Origin of the sequence: Colwellia demingiae, assembly GCF_007954275.1 — a bacterium.
GTDB classification, from domain to species: Bacteria; Pseudomonadota; Gammaproteobacteria; order Enterobacterales; family Alteromonadaceae; genus Colwellia; species Colwellia demingiae.
Genome location: NZ_VOLT01000013.1, coordinates 76,491 through 91,636 on the forward strand (window position 1 = coordinate 76,491; position 15,146 = coordinate 91,636).

The 15,146-nt window shown below is 36.5% G+C and carries 13 protein-coding genes; 11 read left to right on the forward strand and 2 right to left on the reverse strand.

Translation table 11 applies throughout. The features are described from left to right. The first annotated feature begins 215 nt into the window (after nucleotides 1–215). On the forward strand, nucleotides 216–1,889 hold the full coding sequence (locus ESZ36_RS19870) for an amidohydrolase (protein ID WP_146791098.1): 1,674 nt from the start codon (nucleotides 216–218) through the stop codon (nucleotides 1,887–1,889). 135 nt (nucleotides 1,890–2,024) lie between these two features. Here ESZ36_RS19870 and asnB read toward each other — a convergent pair whose 3' ends face one another. Next, nucleotides 2,025–3,689 carry an asparagine synthase B gene (asnB, locus tag ESZ36_RS19875; RefSeq protein ID WP_146791100.1) on the reverse strand — a complete coding sequence of 555 codons (1,665 nt, stop codon included), beginning with the start codon at nucleotides 3,687–3,689 and terminating at the stop codon, nucleotides 2,025–2,027. A gap of 477 nt (nucleotides 3,690–4,166) precedes the next feature. On the opposite strand from asnB, the gene ESZ36_RS19880 reads away from it, so the two are divergent. Continuing rightward, nucleotides 4,167–4,862 carry a substrate-binding periplasmic protein gene (locus ESZ36_RS19880; protein WP_146791102.1) on the forward strand — a complete coding sequence of 232 codons (696 nt, stop codon included), beginning with the start codon at nucleotides 4,167–4,169 and terminating at the stop codon, nucleotides 4,860–4,862. Between the two features lie 260 nt (nucleotides 4,863–5,122). Here the strand turns inward: ESZ36_RS19880 and nhaD are convergent, their stop codons facing one another. Continuing rightward, entirely contained in the window at nucleotides 5,123–6,367 is a 1,245-nt protein-coding gene (nhaD, locus tag ESZ36_RS19885; protein WP_211357815.1) for a sodium:proton antiporter NhaD, read from the reverse strand. 1,020 nt (nucleotides 6,368–7,387) lie between these two features. Between nhaD and ESZ36_RS19890 the strand changes: the two genes are divergently transcribed. The 9 genes from ESZ36_RS19890 to ESZ36_RS19930 all read left to right on the forward strand — a co-directional run bounded on the left by ESZ36_RS19890 (nucleotide 7,388) and on the right by ESZ36_RS19930 (nucleotide 15,092). Further along, on the forward strand, nucleotides 7,388–7,942 hold the full coding sequence (locus ESZ36_RS19890; protein ID WP_146791104.1) for a TlpA disulfide reductase family protein: 555 nt from the start codon (nucleotides 7,388–7,390) through the stop codon (nucleotides 7,940–7,942). Beyond that, nucleotides 7,929–8,225, forward strand: a complete 297-nt coding sequence (locus ESZ36_RS19895) for a DUF4266 domain-containing protein (protein ID WP_425457425.1) — start codon at nucleotides 7,929–7,931, stop codon at nucleotides 8,223–8,225. Before ESZ36_RS19890 ends, ESZ36_RS19895 begins: the two co-directional genes overlap by 14 nt. Beyond that, on the forward strand, nucleotides 8,225–9,559 hold the full coding sequence (locus ESZ36_RS19900; RefSeq protein ID WP_146791106.1) for a DUF3570 domain-containing protein: 1,335 nt from the start codon (nucleotides 8,225–8,227) through the stop codon (nucleotides 9,557–9,559). The genes ESZ36_RS19895 and ESZ36_RS19900 overlap by 1 nt, the downstream gene beginning before the upstream one ends. A 39-nt stretch (nucleotides 9,560–9,598) precedes the next feature. Next, nucleotides 9,599–10,516, forward strand: coding sequence for an FAD:protein FMN transferase (locus ESZ36_RS19905; RefSeq protein ID WP_146791108.1), 918 nt, complete (start codon nucleotides 9,599–9,601; stop codon nucleotides 10,514–10,516). Nucleotides 10,517–10,524: 8 nt separating this feature from the next. Beyond that, entirely contained in the window at nucleotides 10,525–11,277 is a 753-nt protein-coding gene (locus ESZ36_RS19910; RefSeq protein WP_146791109.1) for a response regulator, read from the forward strand. Between the two features lie 226 nt (nucleotides 11,278–11,503). After that, nucleotides 11,504–13,009 carry an ATP-binding protein gene (locus ESZ36_RS19915; RefSeq protein ID WP_146791111.1) on the forward strand — a complete coding sequence of 502 codons (1,506 nt, stop codon included), beginning with the start codon at nucleotides 11,504–11,506 and terminating at the stop codon, nucleotides 13,007–13,009. Nucleotides 13,010–13,052: 43 nt separating this feature from the next. Further along, the gene (locus tag ESZ36_RS19920) at nucleotides 13,053–13,412 is read left to right on the forward strand and encodes a cupredoxin domain-containing protein (protein WP_281285055.1); all 360 of its coding nucleotides are present in this window, start codon (nucleotides 13,053–13,055) and stop codon (nucleotides 13,410–13,412) included. Further along, entirely contained in the window at nucleotides 13,402–14,343 is a 942-nt protein-coding gene (locus ESZ36_RS19925; RefSeq protein ID WP_146791113.1) for a hypothetical protein, read from the forward strand. The genes ESZ36_RS19920 and ESZ36_RS19925 overlap by 11 nt, the downstream gene beginning before the upstream one ends. Then, complete coding sequence (locus ESZ36_RS19930) at nucleotides 14,343–15,092, forward strand: hypothetical protein (RefSeq protein ID WP_211357816.1); 750 nt, start codon at nucleotides 14,343–14,345, stop codon at nucleotides 15,090–15,092. Before ESZ36_RS19925 ends, ESZ36_RS19930 begins: the two co-directional genes overlap by 1 nt. The last annotated feature ends 54 nt before the right edge of the window (nucleotides 15,093–15,146 follow it).

Genomic DNA, 15,146 nt, shown 5'->3' on the forward strand with positions numbered 1-15,146 from the left:
ATTCAGTAAAATATAAATAAGACGTTTATTTTACCCTAACTAACTCTGTGAAGTTAAGGCAATAAATGTACAAAGATAACTTTTCTTTTAGTTTCAATCTGTGAACATTAGTGAGCAGCTATTTAACATTTTATTTTTGTATGTTTTTAGGTTCATGCTAAGATGAGTTTGCTAAAAAAACACAAATAATACAACACTATAACAAGACAAATACTATGAAAAAAAATATATTTATTAGTACTATTCCTTTGCTGTTACTCAGTACACAACTGATGGCTCAGACGACTTTGATAGAGAATATTAATGGTTATACTTTTATCGATAAATCGCTGACGCAGTTTTCTGCTATTTCGTTTACTGATGACACTATCGATAAAGTTTATCACCTGGGCGAAGTGGTTGAAGTACCCAATGATGCCTTAGTTATAGATGGCCAAGGTCAAACGATGCTACCAGGTCTCATTGATGCACACGGTCATGTTATTGGTTATGGACACAGTTTACTTAGGGTAGATCTGGTTAATACTACCTCAGAACTTGATGCTGTTAATCGCACCATCACTTATGCCAAGGATAATCCTTCAATGAGTTGGGTTCTTGGTCGTGGTTGGAATCAGGTGCAATGGTCTAATAACAGCTATCCAAATGCGAAAAGCTTAGATGCAGCTTTTCCTAATAAGCCGGTGTGGCTCAGACGAGTTGATGGTCATGCTGGTTGGGCAAATTCTAAAGCAATGGCATTGGCGGGTATAACTGCAGCAAGCAAAGCTCCTACAGGAGGGGAGATCATAAAAGATAAAAATGGTCAGCCTACGGGCGTTTTCATTGATAATGCAATGGCGTTGATAACGGCTAGCATTACTCAGCCAACGCCTATAGAAGATAAAATCGCATTGAAAAGAGCAATGCACTCACTGGCAAGTTTAGGATTAACCAGTGTGCACGATGCTGGTATTGAGCAAAAAGATATTGCGTTATATAAGATGCTTGCTAGTGAAGGAAATATGACTATTCGTATTAATGGCATGTTGTATTTACCAAGTAAAAATTGGCAACATCAATTAGAGCAAGGACCTTATAGAACAAAAGATGACATGTTTGCTGTTAACAGTGTCAAAATTCAAGCAGATGGCGCATTAGGCAGCAGAGGTGCTTCATTAATTAATGATTACAGCGATCATTCAGGCCACAAAGGTTTGTTATTGCATGATAAAAAAACACTACAGCACTATATTGATTTTGCTATGAATGCTGGATTTCAAGTCAATACTCATGCCATTGGTGACAATGCTAATAAATTAATATTAGACCTTTACCAACAAGCTATTAAACAAAGTAAATCTAAGGCATTACGCCATAGAATAGAACATGCTCAAGTATTACCTTTAGAAGATATTCCTCGGTTTTCTTCGCTTAATGTCATTGCTTCGATGCAAGCGACACATGCCACGAGTGATAAAAATATGGCCGTAACTCGGCTAGGGGAGAAACGAATTTTAGGCGCTTATGCGTGGCGAAAACTACTTGATAGTAATGCTATTATTGCTGCAGGCTCAGATTTTCCGGTAGAATCTCCAAACCCATTCTTTGGTTTGCATGCCTCAATTACCAGACAAGATCATAAAAACTTACCTGTTGGCGGCTGGTATGCGGACCAGAAAATGACACGTACTGAAGCATTGAGAAGCTTTACCATTGATGCCGCATATGCGGGGCATCAAGAAAAGCTTATAGGTAGCTTAGAAGCGGGTAAAAAAGCTGATTTTATTTTACTTACAGATGACTTATTTACTATGCCTGAAAGCCAGATTTGGCAAAGTCAGGTATTACAAACCTGGGTAGCAGGTAAAAAGGTTTTCTCTGCTATTGATGTTCCTTCAGCTAAATAAACAATAGAGCTCGACAAATCACTGTCGTGTTGAAAGTGACTTTCGAATACTGATCTCAAACATTAAAAAAGCCGATAATAATTATTATCGGCTTTTTATTTGTCTCTACTAAAACAATGCTTTTGCTAGCAAATACTAATAGCTTTCATTATGTACACTTAGTACAGCACGACCCGATGGATCGGCGTTGTTTTGAAAACTTTCATCCCAAGCTAAGGCTTCTTCTGTACTACAAGCAACAGATTTACCGCCTATAACACAATCAGCAGCAGATGCTAATGGGAATCTCTCCTCAAAGATAGAACGATAGAAATAACCTTCTTTACTATCAGGAGTATTCACTGGAAATCTAAAACTAGCACTCTCAAGTTGTTGATCAGTTACTTGTGTTTCAACATGCGCTTTTAAGCCGTCAATCCACGAATAGCCAACACCATCAGAAAACTGCTCTTTTTGACGCCATAAAATCTCTTTAGGTAAATAACCTTCAAAAGATTCGCGCAAAATGGCTTTTTCCATTTTTCCATTGCCACACAGTTTATCTTCTGGGTTGATGCGCATTGCAACATCCATAAAGTTTTTGTCCAAAAATGGTACACGTGCTTCAATGCCCCAAGCCGACATCGATTTGTTTGCACGTAGGCAATCAAATTTATGAAGTCGATCAAGCTTACGGTTAAGCTCTTCATGGAATTCTTGTGCGTTTGGTGCTTTATGGAAGTACAAGTAGCCGCCAAATATTTCATCAGCACCTTCACCAGACAGAACCATTTTAATGCCCATCGCTTTGATCTTACGCGCCATCAAATACATAGGCGTAGAAGCACGGATAGTTGTTACATCATAGGTTTCTAGATGGTAGATAACTTCTTTAAGTGCATCAATACCTTCTTGCTCAGTAAACACAATGCTGTGGTGGATAGTACCGATACTATCAGCGACAGTTTGTGCAGCAATTAAATCTGGCGAACCTTCAAGACCACAGGCAAATGAATGCACTTTTGGCCACCAAGCTTCAGCTAAATCATTATCTTCAATGCGACGAGCAGCAAATTTTTGCGTAATCGCAGAAATTAGTGATGAATCTAAACCGCCTGATAACAATACACCGTAAGGCACATCAGTCATTAAATGACTTTTAACTGACTCTTCTAATGCTTCACGAATTTTAGTAGTGCTAGTGGTATTGTCTTTTATTGCGGCATATTCTTGCCAGTTACGTTTGTAATATTGCTGTAGTTTTCCAACACGGCTATCAAGAATATGCCCTGGAGGAAATTCTTCAACAGTCTTACAAATAGGCATTAACGCTTTCATTTCTGAGGCAACATAGAAGTTACCTTCACTGTCATAACCCGTGTACAAAGGAATAATACCAATATGATCACGTGCTATTAAATAAGAGTTATCTTTTTCGTTATACAAAATAAAGGCAAACATACCTTGTAGTTTGTCAACAAATTCAACACCAAATTCTTCATATAAAGGTAAAATAATTTCACAATCAGAAGCTGTTTGGAATTCGTAATCTACCGTTAATTGACTCGCTAAGGTTTTATGGTTATATATTTCACCATTAACAGCGAGTACATTGCTTTTATCACCATTGTATAACGGTTGAGCGCCATGCTCAGTATCAACAATAGATAAACGCTCATGCACTAATATGGCATTGTCGTTGTGATAAATTCCAGACCAATCAGGACCGCGGTGACGTAAAAGACGAGAACATTCTAACGCTGTAGGACGAAGTGCTTCTGCACCTGTTTTTATATCTAATATACCAAAGATTGAACACATTGAAGCGCTACTCCTTTAATTATTGTTTGAATCGAATTGTGGACTGAATACATATTCAGCCTGTACAGATTGCCACGTTGGTCAAATAAATCAACCCAAAAAGTGAAGTTTTTACACTAAAGTGTTTGAGCGCTCGATAAATGAACAATTAATTGTTTAATATTCTTGGGAATTACCGTATTTTTAGTTTTTATAGGAAGGCAGAATGGTTGTTCTTATCGTTCTCAAAAAAGATTAACCGGATAATCAAACTAATATACATTTCATTAAACAGTCATCTTGATTTGAAAACGTTTAAATAGATAAGTGAAGCTGTATATACCTTTGTCATATGTTATATAACTTAAATGTGCACTAGCGGATGGGATTTGCTCATTACCAATAGACTGCTATATACTGCTAACAGGTATCATGTGATAAATTTTTGGAATAATAATTAAATTACTCAAATACTGTGTGCTTTTTATCAGTGGATTAATGTGCAGTAAAGCAAGCACTCAAGAAATATTAATGGCGTTTAGCCAAGAGATCCCTCCCTATATTATTGAAACAAGTAATTCCGGGATCGAAATTGATATTATATCTGCTGCTTTGGCATATAAAGGACATACACTAAAACCTTTGTACTTTCCTTTAGGTAGAGTTCCTATCGCTTTTAGTCATAATCTGGTTGATGCGGCGATGGGTGATATGGGCGTTGATTTGAAAGATGGATTTTATGCTAATCCTGCCATTATCTATGACAACATTTTTATTACCCTTAAAAGTAGAAATATTACTATAAATAAACCGAGTGATTTAGATTCTTTTCACGTGGCTTCTTTTCAAGGCGCGGAAAAACGATATCCTGACTGGTTAAAAAGTGTTGTTGAAGATAATCGATTTTTTGGGGTCAGCGATCAGTTAAAACAAGTTGAATTATTACAACGAGGGCGATTTGATGTTGTGCTCTGTGACCGTTATATTTTCAGATACTTTGTTAATAAAATTGAGTTAATCAAAGAATTAGAAATTAGTGAAATTGATGAGCATAACTTTATCACAGTAGACCCCATGAATTATCGTCCAGTATTTAGAGACAAAAAAATACGCGACGATTTTAATTTGGGGCTGAGTTACTTGAAAGAAAGTGGAGAATTTCAAAAAATATATAATAAGTATTTAGAGTCGTGAACCCTCACTGAAAACTTGTTTGATTATTCAGCTCTACTCTTAAAATTTATTTTTTTCAATAACGTATAGGCTGCGATTCCAACCAAACAACGCATTTTCTTGATGCTAATGTCATGTCGAATTATTGAGAAAGCTATGTTTGTCTTTTTGGTTGTTATGACTCTCAGATACGTAACAGCCACTAGAACACCTAACTTTTACAAAAGCTTTGCTATCCACTCCTACTTGCGTGGATAACGGTAATTTAGTGGCTGAAATTGTTAAGTTAGTGCCCAATTCGCTGCGAAATAGACACCAATATAACCTACCGTATACGCAATAATTAAATAGACAGCATTTCGTAAGTAACTAATGAAATTCAGTCCTTTCACTTTACTCATCGCGATAATCCCAGCGGCTGAGCCAATAACCAGAATTGAACCACCAACACCCGTTGCATAAGTTAACATTAACCACTCGGTGATTTTCATATCAACACCCGATTTCAATAACGCAGCCGTTAAGGGCACGTTGTCGATTACATATGACATAAAGCCAACTAAATAGTTCACGGTAATGGCAGGTAAATATTGATATAACTGAGTGAAACCATTAAGTACGCCAATTTCTTTTAAAATACCTACGAGTAATAACACCCCTAAAAAGAAGAGTAAGGCATCATATTCAACGTCCCTGATATAATTTAAAGCATCTTGATTATTTTTATTAGGTAACAAGTTTGCGACTAAAAACATAATGGATAAACCAAACAAGAAACTTAATACCGGCGGGATATGAAATAGTACATTTGCCAGTAGAGTTCCTGAAATAGTTAATACAAATATGAGGGCAATTATAATATCTGACTTTTCAATTTTAATACGTGTTTGTGCTAATTTTACTTCTCCAGATAATTTCATAGATAACAAACTCGCTAGTGTTAATACTCCTAAAAAAGAAGGGAGAATTAAGATAAGTAAATTTGAAATAGTCACTTTATTTTCCAGGAATATCATTAAAGTAGTTACATCACCGGTAATAAGTGAAACACCGCCGCTGTTAACCGAAAATATAATTAAAGTGGCATATTTTAATCGCTTTTTTACCTCTAACTGTAAATTCATCACCACCGCAATAGACACTAAGGTTGCAGTAACATTATCGGCAAAGGAGGAAAAAACAAAAGCAAAAATGGCAATGACAAACATTAAACCACGTTCAGATATTTTTTCAGGCAATATTCTTTGTACTAGTGCAGAAATAAAACCTTTACTATTTAAGTAAGCAACAAAGGTCATTGCCGACATTAGAAACAACCATAAGGTGGCAATTTCAAGTAAGTTTTCATTAAGTTGGTGGGTCGTTTCACTTGCTAGGTTATTGTTTATTGGAAAAATAAAAGCAAGAATCCAACAAAGGGTGCCAAAAAAAAGTGTGGTTTTTGCTTTGTTGATGTGAATTAAGTCTTCAGTAATGATCATCAAAAAGCTGATGATAACTAAGATGAGAATAACAGTATTAATCATGATAAGGACTACTAACGCGTTAAGAGGCTTCGATACTCGTTAACATTAAAAGTGCAGGGTTTCAGTGGGAATTAAAGTCACTCCATCATTGCTGTGATTCATAATGACGCTACATGGATGTAGCTTATTAGAGAATGCAGGAGCGTATGCTCCTGAATAACCATTATGAATCAAAGCGCCTTGAATTGAAATTTCTCAAGTACTCTGAAACTTGCATCTTGATTGATAACGGGTATTTAACAAATTAATTGTTAATGAGAATACCTGCTTGATAAAAAGAAAATACTAAGCCTTTTTGCGACTAATTAAGTGCTAGGGCTTATACCAAAATCACAAGAAAACACCGATTTCAGGTGGCATTAGAAACACGTGTTTTAAGTGATTTAGCTATCTAGTATTGGTTGCTATTTAATAAAGTAATGTGGAGGAGGGCCACGATTACAGCAAGGCAAGGTATGATTTATAGGGTTTTCTATTGGTCTGATTTCAATGAGCTGAGTCACGTGCTCAAACGGTTTTATATAGGAATTACTGTTTAAAAGTGCGCTATCTTCAGGGGATTCTTCTAATGAAAATTGGTAATTATATTCGTTCGTTAAGTCAGTTTCCGCTAAACAAGGTTGAGCATAACTTGTACTTAAAAAGCAAAAGCATAATAAAAAATACGATAAAGCAAAAGCCTTACGAGTAGTCATTATCTTGTTGAATCATTAATTAGCACCATGGCGGCTCAGTATATACAAAAGTAATTTTTAAGGAAATGATAATTTACTTCTAAGGTATATACCCGTCATCACTCAAAGTGCAGTATTTTAGTGGCAATTAAAACCACTTTTGGCGAGACAAATAACTTAAGTATAGTCATCCTATAGTTTTATTATTTAACGCTTTATTTCAAAATTAATTTTCTTAAGTTTTAGTTAAGTTTACTATCTTAAGCTACTGGGACTAAGTAGTTTTAAGGTTGTTTTATTAAAATTATTAAAACTAATTTTATGAACAGTATCTAGGGATATGTCGATGAAAAGAACACTCGCTTTTGTTTTACTTTTAATAACTTTCGCTGCTTCAGCTACCTCAGCGGAAAAAGTTGATAGCCCTCAACAATCCCTTGAGCAGGCGTTGTCAGCACAAAAAGGTAACGTGGTATATATAGATTTTTGGGCGTCATGGTGTGGCCCTTGTGTTAAATCTTTTCCTTGGATGAATAAAATTCAGCAGCAATACCAGGAACAGGGCTTTACAGTAATCAGTATAAATTTGGATGCGGATGAAATGAACGCTAAACAATTTTTACAAGATAACCCCGCGTCATTTGCGGTTATTTATGATAATAAAGGCACCATAGCTAAGCACTTTTCTATTCAGGGCATGCCAACAAGTATGTTAATAAGTCGTGATGGTGTGATTAAATATCGTCATAGTGGCTTTTTTACCGATAAAATAAATAAATATGAAGATGAGATTAAACAATTACTTAACTCATCATCAACCACTCTTTCTAAAAATATTACTAATGAGACTCATAACAAGACTCATAATAAGACAAAACGAGGCAATCATGAAAGCGAATAAACCCGTATTTAAAACGTTATCACAACCTAATACGTCAAAGGTTCATATATCAAAAGTTAATGCGTCGAAAATTAAACTTGCTCTATTAACTGCGGTCACTGTCAGTCTTAGCGCTTGTAGTAGTTTAGGGGTAGAGCCTTGGGAACGTGATTTGTTAGCGAAAAAAGAAATGGCGCTAACATCGAGCCCGGTGGACGCCGCTTTAGATGACCACATCTATTTTTCTAAAGAAGCATCCAGTGGCGGAAAAAGTTTTGGTGGCGGCGGTTGTGGGTGTAACTAATGAATAAACTAAATAAGACAAGTAAGAAAACAAATAAAAAATCTAATATAAAAGCAGCATTGTCTTTAGCGACAAGTGCTTTACTTGGTACGGGCGTTTTATCGGCTGGTGTGGCGCAAGCAACAGAAGCTGACGAGTGGCAATTTGATAGTGCATTTTTGATTTATTCGGAAGTAGACAGAGTTAGTGCAACTGAAGCTATTATTGCGGGTACAAAAACTTTTGCTAATGATGAAATTCTAAGTCTGAAATTAACCATTGATGCCCTAACTGGTGCATCAGCAAATGGCGCGGTTGCTCAACCTAACGCGCAAACTTTCACTCGTCCTTCAGGTAATGGCCAGTATGTTACACCGGCAGGTGAAACACCGCTGGATGATACTTTTCATGATACCCGTGTTCAACTTAATGCTCAGTGGACACAACCATTAGCGGATAATATCACCGGGAGTGTCGGTGGACACTTTTCTAAAGAATATGATTATTTGTCTTTAGGGGTTAATGGTAATTTAGCTTATGACTTTAATAAGAAAAACACTACTGTTTCAATGGGGTTAAGCTATTTTCAAGATACATTTACCCCGGAAGGAGGTATTCCAAAGCCACACTCATCAATGTTAGTTGGCGATTCTAGTTCACCAGAGTGGGACGCTGAATTTGCTAAAACAAGGATAGGGGATAGTGATGATAAGAGTACTGCCGATATACTTGTTGGTATTACCCAAGTGATAAACCGTCGCATGATCACCGCTTTTAATTATTCTTATTCAATGGTTGATGGTTATTTAACGGACCCATTTAAAGTGGTTAGTGTGCTAAATAACGAGGGGTTAGCACAAGATTATATTTATGAAAGTCGCCCAGATTCACGGGTAAAGCAGAGTACTTTTATGCAGGCTAAATATAATTTTGATGATAGCTTACTGAATACTGTTGCGGATGTCTCTTATCGCTACATGTGGGATGACTGGGGAATTAACTCTCATACTATTGATACTCGTTTTACTATTCCTGTTGGCGCAACAAGTTATATTGAACCGCATATTAGATTTTACCAACAAAGTGAAGCTGATTTTTACCAGCCATATATTATTGATGACCAAGCACCTATAGGGTTTGTTAGTGCCGATTATCGTATTGGTGAGATGACAGCGATTACGATTGGTGCAAAATATGGTGTTGTACTTAATGGGGGAAATGAACTTTCTTTCAGGCTTGAATACTACCGTCAAACGCCAACTAATGCAGGATTTACTGATCCGAATGCGTTAAATGGACAAGATATTTATCCTGTAGTTGAGGCTATTATTGCACAAGTGAGTTATTCATTTTAAACTGTTATCACTTACTTTTTAGTTATTATTTTCAGTAATATGAAAAAAAAACGTATACTTAAATTGAGCAGCCAAAAAGACAGCCATAGCATTAGTTTTAATGCTATGGCTAGTCCGTGTGAGGTGATAGTTCAAACTCAAAATAAGCGGTTAGCAGAGCAAGTTGCTCAATGTGTTAGTCATGAGGTTTGGCGTATTGAAGACAAATACAGTCGTTATGACAGCCAAAGTATTTGTAGTCAAATAAATAACAATGCCGGCAATAAAGTTGCCATTGATGAAGAAACTTTCTTATTACTTAATTTTGCTGAGCAATGTTATCAATTAAGCGATGGTCTTTTTGATATTAGTTCAGGTGTACTGAGAAAAGTGTGGTCTTTTGATAGCTTAAGCGGAGAGTGTCAACATTTTCCTAGTGCAAGCGATGTTAACAAATTGCTTAATTTTGTTGGTTGGAACAGAGTCAGTTATGATCAACAAAGCATTAATTTACCACAAAATATGGAACTAGATTTTGGTGGTATAGGCAAAGAATACGCTGTTGATCGCTGCATATTATTAGCAAAACAAATAACAAATGAACCTATTTTAGTTAATTTAGGTGGCGATTTGGCCGTTACAGGTCCAAGACTTAATAACCAAGCATGGCAAGTAGCTATTGAACACCCCGACAGTGATGTACTTGGCCAGCGACAAGATATGATTGTTGCACTTAATCAAGGGGCGTTAGCCACAAGTGGAGATGCCCGGCGATACTTGATAAAAGAAGGTATTCGTTACGGACACGTGTTGAATGCAACAACAGGTTGGCCGATAATCAATGCGCCACGATCTATTACAACGGTTGCACCTCAATGTATTCAAGCGGGTATATTAGCAACCTTGGCGTTATTGCAAGGTGAACATGCGGAACAGTTTTTAACTGAACAAGACATTACTTTTTGGGCAAGAAGGTAACTAATTACATGAGAATTTTATTAGTAGAAGATGATCAAGGACTTGCTGAAGCGTTGCAGCAGTCTTTAGTACGAGAAGGTTTTGTTGTAGATCACTTATCCCGAGGAAAGCTTGCCTTAACCGCGTTAGCCGTGCCTAGCCATGATATGGTTATCCTTGATTTAGGTTTACCAGATATTGATGGTTTAGTGGTATTGAAAGAGATTAGAGCGAAAAAGAATGACTTGCCGGTTATTATTTTAACCGCTAGAGATAGCATTGATAGTAAAGTGAAAGGCTTAGATTATGGCGCAGACGATTACTTAGCAAAACCGTTTGATATGCAAGAGTTATTAGCTAGATTAAGAGTTATAGAGCGCCGATTAGGCACTTCCTCTAGTTCAATGATCACGATTGATAGAGTAAGCTTGGATACTAAGGCTCATAAAGTTTTCTTACTGCAATGTACGAGTGCAAATGAGTTACCTTTCGAACAAAGTAATGAAGAAAATAGCGAACAAAAAGACAAAGTGGATGCACAGAATAGTGCAAGTGAAGTGCACTTTTCAAAAAAAGAGTTTATGGTATTAAAGGCATTAATGGAAAATGCCGGACGTATCCAATCACGAGAGCAGATTGAGTCTAAACTTTACCATTGGGGGGAAGAAGTGCTGAGTAACGCTGTCGAAGTGCATATTCACAAATTAAGAAAAAACCTACCCAATAAATTCATACAAAATGTCCGTGGTGTAGGTTACATCATTAATCATCCTCAAGACTAACTGTCTTGAAATTAACGGTCTTTACATTAACTAAGATCAATGACATTAATTAAGGATACAGCTTTCATTTTAAATGAAGCAATGTGAATAAATTATCAATAACAAGGCGCTGAATTGAGCAATAGCTGGCTATTACGATTGAAAGCAACGGTGTTTTTGGATATTTATGCCATTTTAAAATTATCACTTAGTTAGTGTTATTGGTATAACACATCGAAATAAATTTATGAGCATTCGCCGTTACCTGGTATTAACCTTAGTTGCCGTATTAACGTTAATTACCTTTATTGCGGCTATCCAAGGCTACAAAGCGAGTATGACACGTGCTGAAAAGCTATTTGAACAGCAATTAGTCGATTTTGCACAAATAGTAAAAGGCCTTCATCAAACCTTCGATACCAAGCAACGGAAGTTTGTTACGATCAAGCAACAAACTAGTTTTGCCTTTCAAGTGTGGCAAGACGGTAACTTAGTTATCCAAAGTGCTAATTCCCCGATACAACCGATAATGAGTCTTAATAAGTCACCCACACACTTTGGTGAAGTGAATTTTGCCGGACAACGTTGGCGTGCCATCTATTTAGCCAATAGCTCTGATAATTCACTCGAAGCTAACGATAATAAATTGGTGATAATCGTAGCTCAACCGCTAAAGAAGCAGTTTCTTCTTGCTCAAGAGGTGATCCTTGCGGCAGTTACCCCGATGATCATCGCCATTGTTTTATTGTCATTTCTTATTTATGGCATTATTACTCAAGGTTTAAAACCTCTACATAAACTTACTACAGCGCTAGCCAATAAACGCAGTAATGATTTTACGCCACTAGCATTACACGTTGATAACAGTGAATTAAGTCGAGTCGTTACTACCTTAAATCAGTTGCTTGCGCGATTAAACTTAGCTTTTGAACGAGAACGGCATTTTGCCGCTGACGCAGCTCATGAGTTGAAAACACCTTTAAGTGTTTTAAAAATAAATGTTCATAATTTATCTCAAGAGTTAAATGAGCAGGGACAACAATATTCGACGACTTTAATTAAGCCACTTAAGGTTAGTGTTGAGCGAATGGGGCATGTAATTGACCAAATACTTCATTTAAATCGTACAAATCCTGACCAAATAAATCAGAGTCAACAGCAGGTAAAATTAAAAACATTATTGCAGTCTGTTATTGGGGATCTCTACCAAGCTATTGCGCAAAAACAACAAACAATTACCCTAACGAGTGATGAGATAATCCTTAAGGGTGATGAACTTTCTTTGCAGTTAATGCTAACGAATTTAATATCAAATGCTAATAAATATACACCACAAAATGGTGAGATAAAGGTCAGTACTAAATACGTTAAACACGACAAAAAACAAACAGCCCAAGTTGCTATTATCATTGAAGATTCAGGTGAGGGCATCCCTGAAGCAGAATACCATCGAGTTTTCGATCGATTCTATCGAGTGGGTGGCGATCAACATGACTCAAGCGTTCTCGGTTGTGGTTTAGGCTTAACTATCGTTAAACATATTGTTGATATGCATCGCGGCAATATTATGTTGTCTAAATCAAAGTTATTAGGTGGATTGCGCGTTGAAGTCTTATTTGAAGAAAAATTTGAACACATGCTTGGGCAAAAGCTTGAACAGAATAGTGATCAAAGCTTAACGCAAAAAGAATCACAGATGAAATCAGTAGAAGGTCGCAATAAACAATTAGACAACAAGGATGAACGTGCCTAATAACCTTAAAAGCTCAAAAGTTTGGCATAAAGTAAAGCTTGTTATCAGTTATATGCTGCTGGCAATGGCAAGCTATAGCGCCTTAGCGCAGCGACAAGAGTTCAATATTATTTTAAAAAGTCACCTTTTTTACCCTACTGAAATGACTATACCTTCAAATAAAAAAATTAAACTGATTATTGATAATCAAGACGACAGCGTTGAAGAGTTTGATAGTTTTTCACTTAACCGAGAAAAAGTTCTTTTTCCTAAGCAAAAATCGGTTATTTATATCGGCCCATTGTCTCCTGGACGATATGCTTTTTTTGGTGAATATCATCCAAGCAGCGCCAGAGGTATGATTATTGTTAGTGGGGCAGAGTTAGACCTACCTGCTGATGGGGAGACTGATAATGTTAATTAATACTGTATTAGTTTTTTTACAAAACATATTGCCAATTTTTGTAGTGTTTAGTTTATTGTTTGCTCAGCAAGATGCTAGGTATAAATCTAGCTCTCTGGAAAGTTCTCAATCAAGTTCTCAATCACGTAATCAGTCAAGTAATCAGTCAAGTAATAAAGAAAAGAATAATATTTATTACTTACCGATAATTTACTTACTTAAGACAACGGGTATTGGCTTAATTATTGTCTTTTTATTAAGTTATTTCATGCCGATGTTAAGCCAGTTATTTTCAGGTACCGGTCTAGAAATTCTTTTTTCAATACTCTTTAGTTTAATTTATTGTTTCATTGTCATTTCATTTCTACTTAACCAAACTTCAAGCCATAAAAAGTCACAAGATAAAATGCTTCTTGATCAGCAAACGTTAACTCAGCAGAAAACATTGGTAAGTCTTGCCATCTTGTTACTGGTTCTTTGTGTTCATGGCAGTTATTTTAGTCTTTATGTCATGAGTTTAACTATTCAGAATACAGCACTTGAAACATTGTATTCTGGCATCGTAGTTGGCGTGATAATAGGCACTGGGATTTGCTTAAGTATTGCTATTTTATTGTATTTTATTCTTGTTAGTCTCGCGAAAAAATTAAGGAGTCAAATTGTTTGCTATTTTTTATTGTTATTTGGTGTCGGTCAGTTAATTCAGGGGTTACAGTTGCTTGAACAGGTTGATATCATTTCTAGTACTGCACACTTGTGGAGTACAAACTACCTTATTGCTGAAGATTCCGAGCTAGGCTATTTTCTTACTATTTTATTTGGTTATGAAGCGACACCGTCAGCAATGGAGTTAATTGTCTATTTAAGCGCGATTATAGTGCCAATACTCATTGCTAAAATAAACACTTCTAAACAAAATTCTACTGCTTCTTTTATGAAAGGGACTTCTTAATGTTTACTTTTCTTCGCCAACGCCTTTTAAATCATGGTCTAATTAGGAGCCTTTTCTGCTTTACTCCTCTTCTTATTAGCTTGGTTGTATCAAATGCGGTCTTAGCAGATGGTGTCGTAGTTGATAAGGTCTATCATCCTTATGTTTTACCTAATGAGCGAGAAGTTGAATGGCGTATGCTCGCTCAACGAGAAAATGGTGTCAGCAACGATTTAGCACAACGTTTTGCTTATGGACAATCGGTAACTGACAACCTGATGTTAGAATTTTATCTTGTCGGTGAACGTGATAGCAATGAGGATTTCTCCTTAAGTGCCTATGAGATAGAAGCACGATGGATGATTACAGAGCAAGGTCAATATTGGGCTGATTGGGGATTGTTATTCGAGGTTGAAAAAGAGCATAAAGAAAATAACTGGGAAGTGACCTCAGGCGTTATTGTAGAAAAAGAATTTGGCCGTACTAGTTTAACCTTAAATGCCTTTATAATTTATGAGTGGGGCGACACCCTTGAAGATGAAATGGAAACAGAATTTAGGCTGCAATATCGCTATCGTTATCTTGAGCAATTCCAACCAGCCATTGAGGTCTATTCGGGCGAAGATTATCTCGGTGTAGGTCCTGCGTTTATGGGCGTTCAGCGTTTTAGTGGGCAAAAGCAGCTGAAATGGGAAGCTGCTTTTATTACTGGCATAAACAGTGAAAGCCAAGGTCATATATTACGTGTAGCTATAGAGTATGAATTTTAACTATCACGTTGAATACCTCTCCACTTGACGATGCTAATTCCAGCTGAATCATGC

Excerpts from the sequence above, each read along its gene's own strand:
- ESZ36_RS19870 (WP_146791098.1), top strand. The coding sequence starts at position 216 with ATGAAAAAAAATATATTTATTAGTACTATTCCTTTGCTGTTACTCAGT.
- asnB (WP_146791100.1), bottom strand. The coding sequence starts at position 3,689 with ATGTGTTCAATCTTTGGTATATTAGATATAAAAACAGGTGCAGAAGCA.
- ESZ36_RS19880 (WP_146791102.1), top strand. The coding sequence starts at position 4,167 with ATGTGCAGTAAAGCAAGCACTCAAGAAATATTAATGGCGTTTAGCCAA.
- nhaD (WP_211357815.1), bottom strand. The coding sequence starts at position 6,367 with ATGATTAATACTGTTATTCTCATCTTAGTTATCATCAGCTTTTTGATG.
- ESZ36_RS19890 (WP_146791104.1), top strand. The coding sequence starts at position 7,388 with ATGAAAAGAACACTCGCTTTTGTTTTACTTTTAATAACTTTCGCTGCT.
- ESZ36_RS19895 (WP_425457425.1), top strand. The coding sequence starts at position 7,929 with ATGAAAGCGAATAAACCCGTATTTAAAACGTTATCACAACCTAATACG.
- ESZ36_RS19900 (WP_146791106.1), top strand. The coding sequence starts at position 8,225 with ATGAATAAACTAAATAAGACAAGTAAGAAAACAAATAAAAAATCTAAT.
- ESZ36_RS19905 (WP_146791108.1), top strand. The coding sequence starts at position 9,599 with ATGAAAAAAAAACGTATACTTAAATTGAGCAGCCAAAAAGACAGCCAT.
- ESZ36_RS19910 (WP_146791109.1), top strand. The coding sequence starts at position 10,525 with ATGAGAATTTTATTAGTAGAAGATGATCAAGGACTTGCTGAAGCGTTG.
- ESZ36_RS19915 (WP_146791111.1), top strand. The coding sequence starts at position 11,504 with ATGAGCATTCGCCGTTACCTGGTATTAACCTTAGTTGCCGTATTAACG.
- ESZ36_RS19925 (WP_146791113.1), top strand. The coding sequence starts at position 13,402 with ATGTTAATTAATACTGTATTAGTTTTTTTACAAAACATATTGCCAATT.
- ESZ36_RS19930 (WP_211357816.1), top strand. The coding sequence starts at position 14,343 with ATGTTTACTTTTCTTCGCCAACGCCTTTTAAATCATGGTCTAATTAGG.